19 protein-coding genes are annotated in these 15352 nt (G+C 65.3%); 9 read left to right on the top strand and 10 right to left on the bottom strand.

Features of this window, described 5'->3' with window-relative positions; genetic code table 11:
- Together WBG82_RS09330 and WBG82_RS09325 are read right to left on the bottom strand one after the other, a co-directional pair.
- A partial coding sequence (locus tag WBG82_RS09330) for an ABC transporter permease (protein WP_424424106.1) occupies window positions 1-1265 on the bottom strand: 1265 nt, incomplete at its 3' end.
- On the bottom strand, window positions 1262-1996 hold the full coding sequence (locus tag WBG82_RS09325) for an ABC transporter ATP-binding protein (RefSeq protein WP_424424103.1): 735 nt from the start codon (window positions 1994-1996) through the stop codon (window positions 1262-1264). The genes WBG82_RS09325 and WBG82_RS09330, both read right to left, overlap by 4 nt.
- Here WBG82_RS09325 and WBG82_RS09320 point away from each other — a divergent pair.
- The 3 genes from WBG82_RS09320 (at window position 1995) to thpR (ending at window position 4388) form a co-directional block, all read left to right on the top strand.
- Entirely contained in the window at window positions 1995-2660 is a 666-nt protein-coding gene (locus WBG82_RS09320) for an arylesterase (protein WP_424424101.1), read from the top strand. The genes WBG82_RS09325 and WBG82_RS09320 overlap by 2 nt on opposite strands.
- An 85-nt stretch (window positions 2661-2745) precedes the next feature.
- Window positions 2746-3792: an aldo/keto reductase gene (locus WBG82_RS09315; RefSeq protein ID WP_424424099.1), complete on the top strand. Its 1047-nt coding sequence runs from the start codon at window positions 2746-2748 to the stop codon at window positions 3790-3792.
- A 56-nt stretch (window positions 3793-3848) separates the two neighbouring features.
- Window positions 3849-4388, top strand: a complete 540-nt coding sequence (gene thpR, locus WBG82_RS09310) for an RNA 2',3'-cyclic phosphodiesterase (RefSeq protein ID WP_324301947.1) — start codon at window positions 3849-3851, stop codon at window positions 4386-4388.
- Here thpR and WBG82_RS09305 read toward each other — a convergent pair whose 3' ends face one another.
- Window positions 4389-4832 (bottom strand): metallopeptidase family protein, encoded by a 444-nt coding sequence (locus WBG82_RS09305; RefSeq protein ID WP_324301946.1) that lies wholly within the window; start codon window positions 4830-4832, stop codon window positions 4389-4391.
- Between the two features lie 71 nt (window positions 4833-4903).
- Between WBG82_RS09305 and WBG82_RS09300 the strand changes: the two genes are divergently transcribed.
- Complete coding sequence (locus tag WBG82_RS09300) at window positions 4904-5233, top strand: 4a-hydroxytetrahydrobiopterin dehydratase (RefSeq protein ID WP_424424095.1); 330 nt, start codon at window positions 4904-4906, stop codon at window positions 5231-5233.
- Between the two features lie 70 nt (window positions 5234-5303).
- On the opposite strand, the gene WBG82_RS09295 is transcribed toward WBG82_RS09300, so the two are convergent.
- The gene (locus WBG82_RS09295; protein ID WP_324301335.1) at window positions 5304-6086 is read right to left on the bottom strand and encodes an SDR family NAD(P)-dependent oxidoreductase; all 783 of its coding nucleotides are present in this window, start codon (window positions 6084-6086) and stop codon (window positions 5304-5306) included.
- Window positions 6087-6310: 224 nt separating this feature from the next.
- On the opposite strand from WBG82_RS09295, the gene WBG82_RS09290 reads away from it, so the two are divergent.
- On the top strand, window positions 6311-6706 hold the full coding sequence (locus WBG82_RS09290) for a YkvA family protein (protein WP_424424092.1): 396 nt from the start codon (window positions 6311-6313) through the stop codon (window positions 6704-6706).
- Here the strand turns inward: WBG82_RS09290 and WBG82_RS09285 are convergent.
- Window positions 6703-7605 (bottom strand): LysR family transcriptional regulator, encoded by a 903-nt coding sequence (locus WBG82_RS09285; protein WP_424424089.1) that lies wholly within the window; start codon window positions 7603-7605, stop codon window positions 6703-6705. The genes WBG82_RS09290 and WBG82_RS09285 overlap by 4 nt on opposite strands.
- Window positions 7606-7710: 105 nt before the next feature.
- Here WBG82_RS09285 and WBG82_RS09280 point away from each other — a divergent pair, with 105 nt between their 5' ends.
- Both WBG82_RS09280 and WBG82_RS09275 read left to right on the top strand, forming a co-directional pair.
- Window positions 7711-8313, top strand: a complete 603-nt coding sequence (locus tag WBG82_RS09280) for a pyridoxamine 5'-phosphate oxidase family protein (protein WP_424424087.1) — start codon at window positions 7711-7713, stop codon at window positions 8311-8313.
- On the top strand, window positions 8310-8729 hold the full coding sequence (locus tag WBG82_RS09275) for a nuclear transport factor 2 family protein (protein WP_424424084.1): 420 nt from the start codon (window positions 8310-8312) through the stop codon (window positions 8727-8729). Before WBG82_RS09280 ends, WBG82_RS09275 begins: the two co-directional genes overlap by 4 nt.
- Window positions 8730-8751: 22 nt before the next feature.
- Here the strand turns inward: WBG82_RS09275 and WBG82_RS09270 are convergent, their stop codons facing one another.
- The 3 genes from WBG82_RS09270 to WBG82_RS09260 are packed head-to-tail and all read right to left on the bottom strand — an operon-like array spanning window position 8752 to window position 11797.
- Window positions 8752-9981, bottom strand: coding sequence for a serine hydrolase domain-containing protein (locus tag WBG82_RS09270; protein WP_424424081.1), 1230 nt, complete (start codon window positions 9979-9981; stop codon window positions 8752-8754).
- Between the two features lie 43 nt (window positions 9982-10024).
- Window positions 10025-10756, bottom strand: coding sequence for a GDSL-type esterase/lipase family protein (locus tag WBG82_RS09265; RefSeq protein ID WP_424424078.1), 732 nt, complete (start codon window positions 10754-10756; stop codon window positions 10025-10027).
- A gap of 42 nt (window positions 10757-10798) precedes the next feature.
- The gene (locus WBG82_RS09260) at window positions 10799-11797 is read right to left on the bottom strand and encodes an NADPH:quinone oxidoreductase family protein (protein WP_424424075.1); all 999 of its coding nucleotides are present in this window, start codon (window positions 11795-11797) and stop codon (window positions 10799-10801) included.
- A gap of 198 nt (window positions 11798-11995) precedes the next feature.
- On the opposite strand from WBG82_RS09260, the gene WBG82_RS09255 reads away from it, so the two are divergent.
- Both WBG82_RS09255 and rlmN read left to right on the top strand, forming a co-directional pair.
- A complete protein-coding gene (locus WBG82_RS09255; protein ID WP_424424072.1) occupies window positions 11996-12538 on the top strand; it encodes a hypothetical protein in 543 nt (180 codons plus the stop codon).
- Window positions 12539-12670: 132 nt separating this feature from the next.
- Complete coding sequence (rlmN, locus tag WBG82_RS09250; RefSeq protein ID WP_424424108.1) at window positions 12671-13924, top strand: 23S rRNA (adenine(2503)-C(2))-methyltransferase RlmN; 1254 nt, start codon at window positions 12671-12673, stop codon at window positions 13922-13924.
- Here the strand turns inward: rlmN and WBG82_RS09245 are convergent.
- Entirely contained in the window at window positions 13921-14556 is a 636-nt protein-coding gene (locus tag WBG82_RS09245; protein WP_424424069.1) for a glutathione S-transferase family protein, read from the bottom strand. The genes rlmN and WBG82_RS09245 overlap by 4 nt on opposite strands.
- A 116-nt stretch (window positions 14557-14672) precedes the next feature.
- A complete protein-coding gene (locus tag WBG82_RS09240) occupies window positions 14673-15269 on the bottom strand; it encodes a 2-hydroxychromene-2-carboxylate isomerase (protein ID WP_424424067.1) in 597 nt (198 codons plus the stop codon).
- Window positions 15270-15352 lie beyond the last annotated feature (83 nt).

Below are 15352 nucleotides of genomic sequence, written 5' to 3'. Positions count from 1 at the left end.
AGCGACATGAGCGCCGCGCCCGCCGCCGCGACATAGCCGATGCGCGGCAGCCGGCGGACAGGCGCGACGAGGCCGCGAAAAAGGCTCGCCGCCGGCACTTCCCGCGCCAGCGCCAGCGGCCAGATCGCGAAGGCGAGCGCAGTGAGAAGCCCATAGGCCGTGGCGAGAATGAGCGGCCCCGCATAAAGGCCGGCCTCGACCGGAATCGGAATGAGCGAACCGGCGAGCGAGCCGAGCATGAAGGGCGCCGCCGCGCCGATGGCGAGGCCGATGACGATGCCCGCGAGCGACAGCGCCGCGACCTGCGCGAGATAGATCTGAAAGATGAGCCCGCCCTCGGCGCCGAGGCACTTGAAGGTCGCGATGACGTCGCGCTTCTGGTCGAGAAAGGATTTGACCGCATTGGCGACGCCGACCCCGCCGACGGCAAGCGCCGTCAATCCGACAAAGCCGAGAAAGAGCGCGACCCGTTCGACGAAGCGGCGCATGGAGGGTGCGCTGTCCGTCCGGTCGCGGATGCGCCAGCCCGCGTCGGGAAAGGACTGCTCGAGACGGGCGACTATCGACTTGATGTCCACCACGTCGCGCGCGGCTTCGGGCAGGCGCAGCCTGTAGTGATAGTTGACGAGGCTCCCCGGCTGCACGAGCGCCGTCGATGGCAGCGCATCCTGGGCGATCATCGCGCGCGGCCCGAGCGCGAAGCCGTCGCCGACGCGGTCGGGCTCATGCGCGATGAGGGCGCGCAGATCGAAGACCGCCTCGCCGATGCGAACCCGGTTGCCAGGCTCGAGCCCGAGCCGGGCGGCGAGATTGGGCTCGGCGACAAGCCCATATGCGCCGTCGTGGAGCGCAAGCGCATCGCCAAGCGGCATGGGCGGATCGAGCCTCATCGCGCCATAGAGCGGATAGAGCCCGTCCACCGCCTTCAGTTCGACGAGGCTCTGCCTTTCGCCTGCGAGCGTCCGCGCCATGGCCCGCATTTCGGCCGAGCGCGAGACGATATTGCCTTTCTGGATGGCGGCGAGCTCGGCCGCGCTCGCCTCGCGATGGATGAGCCGCACATCAACATCGCCGCCGAGAATTTCCTGGCCGCGCTCGGCAAGTCCCCGCGTCAGCGCGGTCGAGATGGAACCGATGCCCGCGATCGCCGCGACGCCGAGCGCGAGGCAGGCAAGCAGGATACGAAATCCCGAAAACCCTTCCGCGAGGGAGGCGCGCAATTCGCGCCGCGCAAGGCGCAGGGCGAGCGGGAGCGACCCCGTCATGGTGCCCCCGTCCCTTGCGCCCCCTCGATCAACCCGTCCTTCAGGCGGATCACCCGTGCGCAGCGCGCGGCGAGGCGGTCGTCATGCGTGATGAGGAGAAGTGTCGTGCCCTTGCGCCTGTGCAGCGCGAACATGAGCTCGATGATCTCCGTGCCCGTCTTCTGATCGAGATTGCCCGTCGGCTCGTCGGCCAGAAGGATCTCCGGATCGCCCGCCACGGCGCGCGCCAGCGCCACGCGCTGCTGCTCGCCGCCCGAGAGCTGTGCCGGATAATGCGAAAGCCTGTGGCCGAGGCCGACCGCGTCGAGTTCCGCCTTCGCCCGCTCCAAGGCGTCTGCGCGGCCCGCGAATTCGAGCGGGATGGCGACGTTCTCGAGCGCCGTCATGGTGGGGATGAGGTGGAAGGACTGGAAGACGATGCCTATATGTGCGCGGCGGAAGCGGGCAAGCGCGTCCTCGTCGAGCCCGGTCAGCTCTTTGCCCGCGATCCGGACCGAGCCTTCATCCGGCCTTTCGAGCCCGGCGAGCACCATGAGAAGCGTCGATTTGCCGGAGCCCGAAGGACCGACCAGACCAACCGTCGCGCCCTCCGCTACGTCAAGGTCAATGCCGCGCAGAATGTTGACGAGCCCCGCCGCGCTCGGCAGGCTCAGCTTCAGATCCCGCACCTCGATGATCGCGTCGCTCAACCGCCCGCCCGCCTGTTCCGTTTCCCTGAGGCCATATGGCATGTTCGCACTGATTTACAAGCAAGCGGCGGCTTTTCTTCTCTGCGCATTGCTTTGCACGCCCGCGCTTGCTGCCGGCAAGCCCGTCACCATCGTCGCCCTCGGCGACAGCCTCACCGCCGGCTATCTTCTGGGGCCGGATGAAGGCTTCGTCCCCCAGCTTCAGAAGGCGCTCCGCGCGAGGGGACATGACAATATCGTGATCGAGAATGCGGGCGTCTCCGGCGACACCACATCGGGCGGCCTTTCGCGCCTCGACTGGGCCGTGGGGCCGGGAACCGACGCCGTCATTCTCGAACTCGGCGCCAATGATGCGCTCAGAGGCATCGATCCTGCCGTGACGCGCGCCAATCTCGAAAAGATCGTGCGGCGCCTCGAAGCGCGCAACATACCCGTTCTTCTCGCAGGGATGCTCGCCCCGCCCAATATGGGCGCGGACTATGCAGGCGCCTTCAACCGCATCTATCCCGAGCTTGCATCTGCGAACGGACTTGTCTTCTATCCCTTCTTCCTCGACGGTGTCGCGGCGCATCCGCGCCTCATCCTCGCCGATGGGCTCCATCCGACGCCCGAAGGCGTCTCCGTCATCGTGACGCGCATTCTGCCCAAGGTCGAGGAACTGATCGGCCGCGCGGCGCGGAGAGGAACCGCCGGGGCGAACAGGTAGTGCTTTTCCTTCCGTCCGGGGCTCTCCCGGACGTTCATCAAATCAAGAAACGCGCGCGCCTTCGGGCGCCAGTCAGGAGCATCTCATGGAGTATCGCGAACTGGGCCGGACGGGCCTCAAGGTCAGCTCGATCTGTCTCGGCACCATGACCTGGGGCGAGCAGAACACCGAGGCCGACGGTCACGCCCAGATGGACTATGCCATCGACAACGGCATCAACTTCTTCGATACGTCGGAGATGTATTCCGTGCCGCCCCGGCCGGAGACGCAGGGCTCGACCGAAAAGATCATCGGCAGCTGGTTCAAGGCGCGCAAGAGCCGCGACAAGATCATCCTTGCGACCAAGGTCGCGGGCCGCTCGCCGATGAACTGGCTGCGCGACGACAAGTCGCCGACCGAGCACAGCCGCAAGCAGATTTTCGAGGCCGTGGACAAGAGCCTGAAACGTCTGCAGACGGATTATATCGACCTCTACCAGCTTCACTGGCCGGACAGGCCCGTGTCGCTTTTCGGCGGCCATGGCCTCACCTACAGGCATGTCGAGGCGCCGACCCATCCGATCGAGGAAATCCTCGCCACCCTCGCCGAGGTGGTAAAGTCCGGCAAGGTCCGCCATATCGGCCTTTCCAACGAAACACCCTGGGGCACGATGACCTTTCTGCGCCATGCCGAGGCGAAGAACCTTCCGCGCGTGCAGTCGATCCAGAACGCCTACAACCTCATCAACCGCACCTTCGAGCTTGGCGGCGCCGAAATCGCGCATCGCGATGGCGTCGGCCTTCTCGCCTATTCGCCGCTGGCGCAGGGCTACCTCACCGGCAAGTATCAGAACGGCGCGCTGCCGCAAGGCTCGCGCAAGCAGCTCTTCAATCGCCTTCAGCGCTATGAGAGCCCGCAGGCCGATGCCGCCATCGAGCGCTACCTCGCCATTGCGAGGAAGCATGGGCTCGATGCCTCGCAGCTTGCAAACCAGTTCGTGACGACGCGCTCCTTCGTCACCTCGAACATCATCGGCGCGACCTCGATGGAGCAGCTGAAGCTCGCCATCGGCTCGCGCGACGTGAAATGGACCGACGAACTGGAGAAGGACGTGAACGAGGCTCACGCCGCCCAGCCCAATCCCTGTCCCTGAAACCGGAATGCCGTGCCTGGACCCCGTCCGGGCACGGCGCTTGCGATTGCAGAACCATGATCCGTCTGTTCACCGCCCTTGAAATTCCCGGCGAGATCGCCGGGCGCCTGACGCGCCTTCAGCGCGGGATCGAGGGCGCGCGCTGGATCGAACCGTCCGATTTCCACATCACCCTGCGCTTCATCGGCGATGTGCCCGAGGACGTCGCGAACGATGTCGACGAGGCGCTTCAGGAAATCAGCTTTGATCCCTTCGAGATTGAGGTCGAGGGCGTGGGCGAGTTCGGCGGCAAGAAACCCCATGCGCTCTGGGCGGGCGTGCGGCCGAGCGAGCCTCTGACCCGCCTGCAGGCGCGGCAGGAAAGCGCGATGCGCCGCGTCGGCCTCAAGCCGGAGACGCGGAACTTCACGCCGCATGTGACGCTGGCGCGGCTCAAGGGCATTGAGCCGCCGGAGGTCTATCGCTTCATCGAGGCGAACAATCTCTTCGCCACGCCGCGTTTCGAGGTGAGCCGCTTCGTCCTCTTCTCGGCACGGACGAGCACCGGCGGCGGGCCATATGTGCCCGAGCGCACATATCCACCCGAAGCGGAGTGATCAGGCGCCTGCTCTCGCCTCGATCGCATGCATGTCTTCGTCCGACAGGCCGAAATGATGGCCGATCTCGTGGATGAGAACATGCGTGACGAGATGGCCGAGCGTCTCGTCGAATTCGGCCCAGTAGTCGAGCATCGGCCGGCGATAGAGGAACACCATGTCCGGCAGATGCGTGACCGCGTCGGTGAGCTGATAAGGCTGGCCGAGGCCATGATAGAGGCCAAGGAGATCGAAGGGGCTCTCGAGCCCCATATCGTCGAGCACCTCTTCGCTCGGGAAATCTTCCACCCGAATGACGAGCCCCTCGCAGCGCCTGCGGAAGTCTTCGGGCAATCTTGCGAACGCCTCGTCCGCCAGCCGCTCGAAATCGGCAAGCGACGGTGCCCTCCTCTCGCGCCAGTCCATTTCCTTCTCCTTGCCGCCGTATGCTTCGTTGCGCGGCATCCTATCTCAAAACCGGATAGACTTCCGCCCGTCGCGCTGTCCCGATGCCGGGCGCGCGTTTCATTCATCCCATGATCGCCCGGAGGCCTTCAATGATCGAAAGACTGACAGATGCAGCGCGCAGAAAGGCGCTTCAAAGCCTGAAGGGCTGGACCAAGGTGAGAGGCCGCGACGCCATCGCCAAGACCTATCTCTTCAGGGATTTCAACGAGGCTTTCGGCTTCATGAGCCGCGTGGCGCTCGCCGCCGAAAAGTCCGACCACCATCCCGAATGGTTCAACGTCTACAACAGGGTCGAGGTGACGCTGACCACGCATGACGCGAACGGCGTCTCCGAGCGCGACATCAGGCTCGCGCAATTCATGGACCGGATCGCCGGCCGGGCCGGCCGGGCGAAATAGGCCGACGCCCTGATGCAAGAAAGCCCCGGAGTTTCCTCCGGGGCTTTCATCGTTTCCGTCTCCGGAAATATTAGCGCGGCGCCATGCGGATCGCGCCGTCGAGGCGGACCGTTTCGCCGTTGAAGTAGCCGTTCTCGATCATCTGCAGAGCGAGCGAGGCATATTCCACCGGGTTGCCGAGACGCGAGGGGAACGGCACCTGGGCGCCGAGCGCCTGACGCACCTTCTCCGGCGCGCCCGCGAGCAGCGGCGTGTCGAAGATGCCGGGCAGGATCGTGTTGACGCGGATCGCTTCGCGCGAGAGATCGCGCGCGATCGGCAGCGTCATGCCGACGACGCCGGCCTTCGAAGCCGAATAGGCCGCCTGGCCGATCTGGCCGTCGACCGCCGCGACCGAGCCCGTGTTCACGATCGCGCCGCGATCGCCATCCGGCAGCGGGTCGAGCGAGAGCATGCCGGCCGCCGACTTCGCGATGCAGCGGAACGTGCCGACGAGGTTGATCTGGATGATGAGGTTGAACTTGTCGAGCGGGAAGTGCTCGGCCGCGCCCGTCTCCTTGTTGCGCGAGGCGGTCTTGATCGCGTTGCCCGTGCCGGCGCAGTTGACGAGGATGCGCTCCTGGCCGATCGCCGCGCGAACCTTCGCGAAGCCCGCATCGACGCTCGCTTCATCGGTCACGTTGACCTTCGCGAACACGCCGCCGATTTCCTTCGCGAGCGCTTCACCCTTTTCTTCCTGAAGATCGAAGATGCCGACCTTCACGCCCTTCGCGGCAAGCGCGCGCACCGTCGCCGCGCCGAGGCCCGATGCGCCGCCGGTGACGATGGCGCTGATGCTTGAATCGAGTTTCATTCGTCCATTCCTTCTCTGCCGACCGCGCGGTTCGCCGCGTCGGATTGGCGCCGATTTAACAAATTCGCGCGGCCGAGTGCGAGCCCAAAAGTGCCGGTGGCAAGAGGATTTGGCGCCTCGGCTGATTGACGCAGGGTCCGCCTTGCCTTGCAGGAGGCCGCCCGGTGCCCCATCTTGTCCCTGCCGGGCGAAAGCCCGGCGTCGTAACAGCGGCGGATGGAGAAATGTCGCAAAGAGACGCGGAATCCGGTCTCGAAAATCCGGATCTGGCCCTGCCCGCCGTCCTCGCACGGAACGAGGAGACGGTCCGCCAGGGCTTCTGGAAGAAGATGGCGCGCGTCGCGGGCCGCGTACCCTTCGCCGAGGAAGCGGCTTCCGCCTGGTTTTGCACGCGCGATCCCGCGACGCCGCTTCGCGTCAAGGCGACGCTGCTCGGCGCGCTTGCCTATTTCGTCCTGCCCGCCGATCTCATTCCCGATTTTGTCGCCGGTCTCGGCTTCACCGATGACGCGACGGTCCTCATGGCGGCGATCGGCCTAGTCTCGAGCCACATCAAGCCTGCCCATCGCGCCGATGCGCGAAAGGCGCTCGGCCTGCCACCGCTCGACGGCAAGTCCTAGCGCCGCGCGAATTTCGCCCGGAGCGCCGGAACGAGCCTCTCGGCAAAGACGCGCGACTTCGCTGGCACATGCCGGCCCGCCGGCTGCACGACATGGATCGGCAGTTCCTCCGGCTCCTGCGCGGCGAGAATGCGTGTGAGCCGCCCTTCGCGGACGAGGCTTTCGGTTTGATAGGACAGGAGCCGCGCAATCCCGACCCCTGAAAGCGCCGCGTCGATGGAGGCTTCGATCGAGGTCACGGAAAGTCGCGGCGACACCGTGACCGCCCGCCTTGCGCCCCTCTGCCCGAAACTCCAGACCTGCTGACCGGCGGCCGGTCCCGCGACGACGATGCAATCATGCCGCGAAAGCTCGGATGGAGATTTCGGCGTGCCGCGCCGCTCCAGATAGTCAGGGCTCGCATAAAGTCCCCGCGTGACCGAGCCGACCTTTGTCGCGCGCAGGCTCGAATCCTCGAGCGGGCCGATCCTGACGCCCAGATCCATCCCCTCATCGACGAGCGACACATAGCGGTCGAAAAAGAAAAAGCGCATGGTCACATGCGGATAGGCGCGCAGGAATTCCGTCGCCACGGGGAGCACATGAAGCCGTCCGAAAATGAAAGGCGCGGTGATCGCGAGAAGCCCCTGCGGCTCGTCGCGCTCGCGCGTGGCCGCCGCCTCTATCGCCTCGAATTCGGCAAGCAGCGCGCGGCAGCGCTCGTAATGGCGGCGTCCCGCATCGGTCAGCGAGACGGCCCGCGTCGTCCGCTGGAGAAGCCGCGTTCCCAGGCGCTCCTCGAGCGCCGCGACGGCGCGCGACACCGCCGCCGGAGAGCGGCCGAGCCGCCTGGCGGCGCGGACGAAGCTTTCCTGCTCGGCCACGGCCACGAAAACCGAAAGCGCATCGAGCCTGTCCATTTATTATTCCGCTTTCGGGAACAGAGAAGCCCGATATTTGCAGATTAATCTTCGTGGTGGAACACCCGATATTCCCGCCAGACCGGACACAATGGAACGGCCCATATGAGCCAATTCGTCAGCGATGTCGCCTTCACCCCCGCCGTGAAGGCCTTTCAGGAACGGCGCGGCAGCCGCCCCCATTACGAAAAGCACGACATGCGCGACCGGCTTTCGCCTGATGTCGCCGCCTTCATCGCGCAGAGAACTTCGTTCTATTTCGCCACCGCCAGCGCGGAAGGCCAGCCTTATATCCAGCATCGCGGCGGGCCGAAGGGCTTTCTGCGCGTACTCGACGACCGCACGCTCGCCTTCGCCGACTATGCCGGCAATCACCAGTACATCACCATCGGCAATCTGAGCGAGAACGCCCGCGCCTATATGTTTCTCATGGATTACGCGACGCGCACGCGCGTCAAGATCTGGGGACGCGCCGAAGTCGTGGAGGATGCCGCGACCGTCGCCATGCTGATGCCCGAGGGCTATCGCGCCCGTCCCCTGCAAGCGGTCGTCTTCGCCATCTCCGCGATCGACTTCAATTGCTCGAGCCACATTCCGCAGAAATTCGACGCCGACGAGGTCGCCGGCGCGCTCGCGCATCTGCAATCGAAGATCGACATGCTCGAAGCCGAGCTTGCCGCCGTCAAATCAGCAAAGGAGCCATCATGACGACACCGACACCCATCAAACCGCCCTTCACGCGCGAAACGGCAGCAGCCAAGGTCCAGGCGGCCGAGGATGCGTGGAACTCACGCGATCCCGACCGCGTGGCGCTCGGCTATGCGGTCGATTCCCAATGGCGCAACCGCAGCGAATTCGTGAAAGGCCGCGACGAGATCAAGGCGTTCCTCCGCCGCAAATGGGCGAAGGAACTCGGCTACAGGCTGAAGAAGGAACTCTGGGCCTTCGACGGCAACCGCATTTCCGTCCGCTTCGAATATGAGTGGCACGACGACAGCGGCCAGTGGTACCGCTCGCATGGCAACGAGAACTGGGAGTTCAATCCGGACGGCCTGATGGGCCGCCGCGAGGCCAGCATCAACGATATTCCCATCCGGGAGGAAGAGCGCAGATTCAGGTCCTGATCCGCGCTCTCCATCCGTTCGCTCAAACGGTCCAGGCGCCGCTCGCATTGGAGCGGTAGCCGAGCGAGCGATAGGCGGCATCGACGAGCGCCTGACCGCGCTCGTTGAGCAGGATGCCCATGCCCATGCGGTTCATGTTGTAGCCGAAGCTCATGCGCGCTTCCGGATCGGCAAAGCCGATCGAGCCGCCCATGCCGACATGGCCGAATGCGGCATCCGACAGGATGACGCTCGAGCTCGGCGCGTTCGGCACCTTGCGATTGTCCATCGACTTCATGAAGCCGAGCGCGAAGCGCGTGGGGATGAGAAGCGTCGCATCCTCATGCGTGGCCATGGCGACGCGGCCCATGCGGGCGAGTGTTTCGGCGGAGACGAGCTTGCCGCCGCCATTGGCGAGCGGCGCGTAGAGCCCGGCAAGCCCCCGGCCGTTGGAAATGCCGTTGGCAGAGCCGATCTCGGCCGCATGGCACTCGCGCGAATTGAAATTGGCGCCGCCATTGTTCAGGAGGAAAAGGGCCGCGATCGATTTCGGATCGCTCATCACGGCCTGCGTGAATTTCGACGGCGGCGCGGACGGATCGGGAACGGCATAGATCATCGGCGCGACGCGCGGCTCGATCTCTTCCGGCAGGCCGATCCAGAAATCGAGGCCGAGCGGGCCCGCCACCTCGTCGCGGAAGAAGGCGCCGAGGCGCTTCCCGCCCGCGCGATGCACGATCTCGCCCACCGTCCAGGCGAAAGTCACGCCGTGATAGCCATTGCGCGTGCCGGGCTCCCAGAAGGCCTTTTCCCGCGCGATGAGATCGACCATGTGGTCATAATCGTAATAGGCGCCGTCCTTCAGCGTCTCGCGCAGATGCGGCACGCCGACCGAATGGTCGAGCAGCATGGAGACGGTCGCCTCCTCCTTGCCGTTCTGCGCGAATTCCGGCCAGTACTTCGCCACCGGCGCATCGAGATCGAGAAGCCCGCGATCGGCGAGCATGTGGGCGCAGATGGCCGCGGCTCCCTTGGTGCAGGAAAAGACGATGGAAACCGTATCGCGCGTCCAGGGCTCGCCCTCGCGCGCCTTGCGCCCGCCCCACAGATCGACGACCGTGCGGCCTTCGAGTGTGATCGACACATTGGCGCCGACCTCGTCCCGCGTCTCGAAATTCTCGACGAAGGCCTCATAGACCTCCCTGAATTTCGGATCGTATTCGCCCTCGATCCGGCCCGCTTTCGTTTCGCGGCTGACCTGCTCTGCCGGCATGCCTTCTCTCCCTGTTGTTTATGTCATGCGCTCCGAGGCGCCGTTATTGGATGGCAGGAGCCGCTTCGCCCGCGCCTTGCCTGGCGGCGAGAATAGCGGCCCTGATTTTCTCCGTGAGAAGAGCATATCCGCTCGCATTGAGCGACAGCCCGTCCCAGCGGAAAAGCTCCCTGCGGATATTGTCCCTCGCATCGAACATCTGCGAGGCCACGTCGATATAGTGGAGGTCCGTCCGGGTCCTGACATATTCCTCGATGAGTTCGTTGGCGCGCCTTGCCCCGTACCAGCGCGAAAGGCGCATGGGCGAGGGGCGGATCGAGACGAAATAGACCGGAGCCCCGACGCCCTGCGCGCGAAGCGCATCGACGAAAGCCTTGAAGTCGCCGAGAACGTCTTCCGGCCTTCTGCCGCGCACATCCGACATGTCGGCCTCGCCCGCGATGAGCACGATGGCGCGCGGGCGGTAGGGGACGATGATGCGCGCCGCGTAATGCGTGACATGCGAGATCTGCGCGCCGCCGAAGCCCCGCTGGATGACGGGGATCGGCGCCATGTCGGCGGCAAGCGTTTCCCAGAGCCTGACATCGTCCGCGCCGACGAAGAGCACCGCATCAGCCGGCGGCGGATTCGAGACATCGCGGCGCTCGAAGGCCGCAATGTCTCCCTCCCAATAGGAAGGCTGGCCCGAGGCCAGCAGCACATAGACGAGGAAACCGAAGAAGGCGACGACGACGAAGCCCGCCGCCGCGCCGATCATCACAAGCGTTCGCCCCATGGGCCGCCGCCTCCCCCTCGCCTTTGCGTCAGGCTTCCCCGATCAGGGCACCAGCACGATCTTGCCCTTGACCTTGCGCGCCGCCATGTCGTTCAGCGCCTCGGCCACCTCGGTGAACTTGTAGGTGCGCGAGACATGCGGGCGCAGCTTGCCCTCCTTGAACCATGTCATCAGCTCCTTCAGGTTCTCCTGATGGCGCTGCGGCTCGCGGCCAGTGAAGGCACCCCAGAAGACGCCGACGATCTGGCAGCCCTTGAGGAGCGCGAGATTGAGCGGAATCTTCGGAATGGGCCCCGAGGCGAAACCGACCACGAGGAAGCGCCCTTCCCAGTTCGTCGCCCGGAGCGCCGGCTCCGAATAGTCGCCGCCGACGGGATCGTAGACGACATCGGCGCCCTGACCGCCCGTGAGTTCCTTGATCTTGTCGGAAAGCTCGCGCTGCTGGTCCTTGTCGAGCGCGCCGGTCGGATAAAGGATCGTCTCGTCGGCGCCATGCTCGCGGCAGACGGCGAGCTTGTCCTCGGACGAGGCGGCCGCGATCACCCGCGCGCCCATCGCCTTGCCGAGTTCGACGGCGGCAAGGCCGACGCCGCCGGCCGCGCCCAGCACCAGCAGGTTCTCGCCGGGCTTCAGATGCGCCCGGTCCTTGAGCGCGTGATGCGACGTGCCATAGGTCATGAGGAAGGCCGAGGCCGTCACGAAATCCATCTCGGCCGGAATGGGCGTCGTCCGCGCCTCGTCGATGGCAAGCTCTTCGGCAAAGCCGCCCCAGCCGCACGAGCCGATGACGCGGTCGCCGACCTTGAGCCGGGTCACGCCTTCACCGACCTTCTTGACGACGCCGGCAACCTCGCCGCCCGGCGAGAAGGGGAGCGGCGGCTTGAACTGGTACTTGTTCTCGATGATGAGCACGTCGGGGAAGTTGACCGCCGCCGCCTGGACCCCCAGCACGACCTGGCCCTTCTTGGGCTCCGGCGAGGGAACCTCCTCGATGACGAGCTTCTCCGGCGGACCGTATTCCTTGCACAAGATGGCTTTCATGGGCTTCCCCTGTCTTTAGTGAATATCGCTGCCTCTGACTTACCACAGCGCGCCGCAAAGTCGCCAGATTTGCAGGTCACCATTCCCCCTCTCAAGCGCCGTTTCCCGCAAACGGGCCCGCCCTCCAGTCTGGAAATTGCCCTCCACCCCCGGTATGGTCATGCCGTCTTTCCATCGGCAAGGAATGAGTCTCGATAAATGCTGACAAGCACGCGCCTATTTGCCGCTGCGGCCCTCGCAACCGCCACTCTCGGCTTCACCGTTGCCGCCGGCGCGGCCGATGCCCCGAAGCTTCTCGGCAAGTTCGATGACTGGACCGCCTACAGCTATGGCAGCGGCAACGACCGGATCTGCTATGTGCTCGGCGAGCCGAAGACGCAGGACCCCAAGGGGGCAAAGCGCGGCGATGTCTATTTCATGATCACCCATCGCCCCGGCCGCAACATCCGCAACGAAATCAGCATGCGCGCGGGCTATCCCTTCAGCGCCACGTCCAAGCCCTTCGCCACCATCGGCAAGGACAAGTTCCAGATGTTCACCGGCGTGCCGGAGGGCGGCGAGCACCAGTATTGGGCCTGGCTCGACAAGACCGACGACGAGGGCCGCATGGTGAAGGCGATCCGCGCCGGCGCCTCCATGGTCATCAAGGGCACCTCGGCGAAAAAGACCACCACCACGGACACTTACTCGCTGAAGGGCTCGAGCATGGCCCTTTCCAAGATCGACACCGCCTGCAAGTGACGCGAAAAGGCCCCTGACAGGGCGCCGATAACCGGGTCCTGCCCGCGGGATTGGCGTCCGCCCGCCCGTTTGTGCTATGACCCCGGCGAAACGGGCCCCATGCCTGATCCGGCGGGGCCGCAGGACGAGCACATGGCGACGAGCCTCGACATCAGCCACGAGAAGCGCGCGAGCGCCCGGCAATCCGGGCCGCTGCCCGCGCTTGCGCCCCATCCGGCCCCGGCTGCGCCCGCCGGGAAGCCGAACCTTGTCGGCCTGAGCCGCGAGGCGCTTGGCGAGGCGCTTCAGTCCCTGGGACTGCCGCGCAACCAGATCAGGATGCGTGTCGGCCAGCTCTGGAACGCGATCTATCATCGCGGCCTTACCGATTTCGCCGACATGACGACGCTTTCCAGGGAGCTGAGGGCGAAGCTCGACGAAGCCTTCGTCGTCGCCCGGCCCGAAATGGTGGTCGAGCAGAAATCGGTCGACGGCACGCGCAAATGGCTCCTCCGGCTCGCGCCCGACAAGCCGGGCATGCCGGGCCCCGAGATCGAGGCCGTCTACATCCCCGAGGAGGGGCGCGGAACGCTCTGCATCTCGAGCCAGGTCGGCTGCACGCTCACCTGCACCTTCTGCCATACGGGCACGCAGAAGCTCGTGCGCAACCTCACCGCCGGCGAAATCGTCGGCCAGCTTCTCGTCGCCCGCGACGCGCTCGGCGAATGGCCGGATTCGGGCCGGAACTCGAACGACCGCCTCGTCACCAACATCGTCATGATGGGTATGGGCGAGCCGCTCTACAATTTCGAGAATGTGCGCGACGCGCTCGACATCGTCTCGGATGGCGAGGGGCTGTCGCTCTCCAAGCGCCGCATCACGCTCTCCACATCGGGCGTCGTGCCGATGATCGAGCGGGCGGGCAGCGAAATCGGCTGCATGCTGGCCGTCTCGCTCCATGCGGTCAATGACGAGACGCGCGACCGGCTCGTGCCGCTCAACAAGAAATATCCGATTGCGGAGCTTCTGGATGCCTGCCGGAACTATCCCGGCGTTTCCAACGCGCGGCGCATCACCTTCGAATATGTGATGCTCAAGGGCGTCAATGACAGTCTCGCCGACGCGCGGGAACTCGTCCGCCTGCTGAAGGGCATTCCCGCCAAGATCAACCTCATTCCCTTCAACCCCTGGCCGGGCAGCCCCTATGAATGCTCCGACTGGGCGACGATCGAAAAATTCGCCGATGTCGTGAACCGCGCGGGCTATGCGAGCCCCGTGCGCACGCCGCGCGGCCGCGACATCATGGCGGCCTGCGGCCAGCTGAAGAGCGAAACCGTGAAGGCGCGGGCGAGCGAGCGCTTCAAGACCACGCAAACCGCGCCGGACACCTCCACCTCGGAAATCTAGGCCGCCAGGTCCCGCAACTGATCCGTCGCCGCGAAACTCGGCCGCCCGCGGATGCGCTCGAGCCAGCGCGAGGACAGGGGCGCGCATTTCAGCGCCCCGTCGCCCTCGGCCGTCATGCTGGCGAAATGGAGATGCGGAAAGAGAAAGCAGTCAGCCAGCGAGATCTCGTCGCTTGCGAGAAATTCGTGATGCCGGAGATCCTTCTCGATAAGCGCGAGCTGATGCACGAATTCGGTCGCGGCCCGCGCGATGAGCGCCTCGTCGGGCCTTCCGCCCCGCATCGGCACGAGGAGACGCTGCTTGGCGAGCCCGTTCGTCATCGTCGGAAACATATGCGCGTTGACGAGGCTCACCCAGCGCAGCATCTCGGCGCGCTCAAGCCCGTCTGCCGGTTGCAGCGCCGGCCCCTCGAAAGCCTCGTCGATGTAATGCGCGATCGCGAGCGTCTCATAGAGAAAGATCGCGCCATGCTGAAGCACGGGCGAGCGCGCGAAGGGATGGAGCTTTTTGTGCGTGTCGGAGCCCGGCTCGAGCACATTGACCGACCATGGGACGCCCTTTTCCGCCGCAACGAGGCTTGCCGTCCAGAGATAGACGCTCATGGGCTGTGAATGAAAGACGATGGTGCTCATGGGCCTCTCCCATCACTGGCGCAAGATGCGGAACCAAGGAGATCGTCGTCCATCCTGCATCGCGCAAGAGGCGCAAGCGTGGCTACACGAAAAAACCGCACCGCGATTCCGGAAACTCACGCCCGCGACCGCGCCCATTGAAGCGCCGCTTCGAGCCGGTCATTGCCCCAGAAAATCTCGTCGCCGACGACAAAGCTCGGCGCGCCGAAAATCCCCTTCACGATGGCCTCTTGCGTTTGCGCCTTGAGCCGCGCCTTGTTTTCATCCGACGCTGCGCACTCCATGATCGAGGCCGCGTCGAGGCCGAGCGCGTCCAGTATTCCGGTGAGGACCGCTTCGTCGGAAATGTCCTTCCGCCCGGCGAAATTGGCCGTATAGACGGCGCGCGTGAAGCCGGGAGCCCAGCCCTCCCCCGCGCCGAGAAGCGCGATCCGCGCCGCCCTGAGGCCGTTCTGCGGGAAGCGCACCGGCTCGCTGAGCGCCAGCCCCTCGGCCGCGCAGATGCGGGCGAGATCGCGCCACATATAACGGCCCTTGGCTGGATAAATATTGAAAGGGCTGTCGTTCCACCCCTGAGCGGCGAAGATCGGCCCGAGCAGGAATGGCCGCCAGCGCAGCTCGACGCCGGCAGCCGCCGCGAGGCGTTCCGCGCGCATCGCCGCCGGATAGGAATAGGTGCTTGCAAATTCGTACCAGAACTCGACGGCTGTCATGCGGGAGCCTCCTCCAGTGCCATTACGGCAAATTGGGGATCGGCCCCGCCCATCACAAGTGGGGAGCGCCCCTTGCCGCCGAA

This window comes from Parvibaculum sp. (genome assembly GCF_049671045.1).
Taxonomy (GTDB): Bacteria; Pseudomonadota; Alphaproteobacteria; order Parvibaculales; family Parvibaculaceae; genus Parvibaculum.
This window is presented reverse-complemented; position numbering and strand designations above follow the sequence as displayed.

Excerpts from the sequence above, each read along its gene's own strand:
- WBG82_RS09265 (WP_424424078.1), bottom strand. The coding sequence starts at position 10,756 with ATGGGGCGAACGCTTGTGATGATCGGCGCGGCGGCGGGCTTCGTCGTC.
- WBG82_RS09295 (WP_324301335.1), bottom strand. The coding sequence starts at position 6,086 with ATGAAACTCGATTCAAGCATCAGCGCCATCGTCACCGGCGGCGCATCG.
- WBG82_RS09315 (WP_424424099.1), top strand. The coding sequence starts at position 2,746 with ATGGAGTATCGCGAACTGGGCCGGACGGGCCTCAAGGTCAGCTCGATC.
- WBG82_RS09245 (WP_424424069.1), bottom strand. The coding sequence starts at position 14,556 with ATGAGCACCATCGTCTTTCATTCACAGCCCATGAGCGTCTATCTCTGG.
- WBG82_RS09275 (WP_424424084.1), top strand. The coding sequence starts at position 8,310 with ATGACGACACCGACACCCATCAAACCGCCCTTCACGCGCGAAACGGCA.
- thpR (WP_324301947.1), top strand. The coding sequence starts at position 3,849 with ATGATCCGTCTGTTCACCGCCCTTGAAATTCCCGGCGAGATCGCCGGG.
- WBG82_RS09240 (WP_424424067.1), bottom strand. The coding sequence starts at position 15,269 with ATGACAGCCGTCGAGTTCTGGTACGAATTTGCAAGCACCTATTCCTAT.
- WBG82_RS09260 (WP_424424075.1), bottom strand. The coding sequence starts at position 11,797 with ATGAAAGCCATCTTGTGCAAGGAATACGGTCCGCCGGAGAAGCTCGTC.
- WBG82_RS09270 (WP_424424081.1), bottom strand. The coding sequence starts at position 9,981 with ATGCCGGCAGAGCAGGTCAGCCGCGAAACGAAAGCGGGCCGGATCGAG.
- WBG82_RS09290 (WP_424424092.1), top strand. The coding sequence starts at position 6,311 with ATGTCGCAAAGAGACGCGGAATCCGGTCTCGAAAATCCGGATCTGGCC.
- rlmN (WP_424424108.1), top strand. The coding sequence starts at position 12,671 with ATGGCGACGAGCCTCGACATCAGCCACGAGAAGCGCGCGAGCGCCCGG.
- WBG82_RS09255 (WP_424424072.1), top strand. The coding sequence starts at position 11,996 with ATGCTGACAAGCACGCGCCTATTTGCCGCTGCGGCCCTCGCAACCGCC.
- WBG82_RS09320 (WP_424424101.1), top strand. The coding sequence starts at position 1,995 with ATGTTCGCACTGATTTACAAGCAAGCGGCGGCTTTTCTTCTCTGCGCA.
- WBG82_RS09325 (WP_424424103.1), bottom strand. The coding sequence starts at position 1,996 with ATGCCATATGGCCTCAGGGAAACGGAACAGGCGGGCGGGCGGTTGAGC.
- WBG82_RS09305 (WP_324301946.1), bottom strand. The coding sequence starts at position 4,832 with ATGCCGCGCAACGAAGCATACGGCGGCAAGGAGAAGGAAATGGACTGG.
- WBG82_RS09285 (WP_424424089.1), bottom strand. The coding sequence starts at position 7,605 with ATGGACAGGCTCGATGCGCTTTCGGTTTTCGTGGCCGTGGCCGAGCAG.
- WBG82_RS09300 (WP_424424095.1), top strand. The coding sequence starts at position 4,904 with ATGATCGCCCGGAGGCCTTCAATGATCGAAAGACTGACAGATGCAGCG.
- WBG82_RS09280 (WP_424424087.1), top strand. The coding sequence starts at position 7,711 with ATGAGCCAATTCGTCAGCGATGTCGCCTTCACCCCCGCCGTGAAGGCC.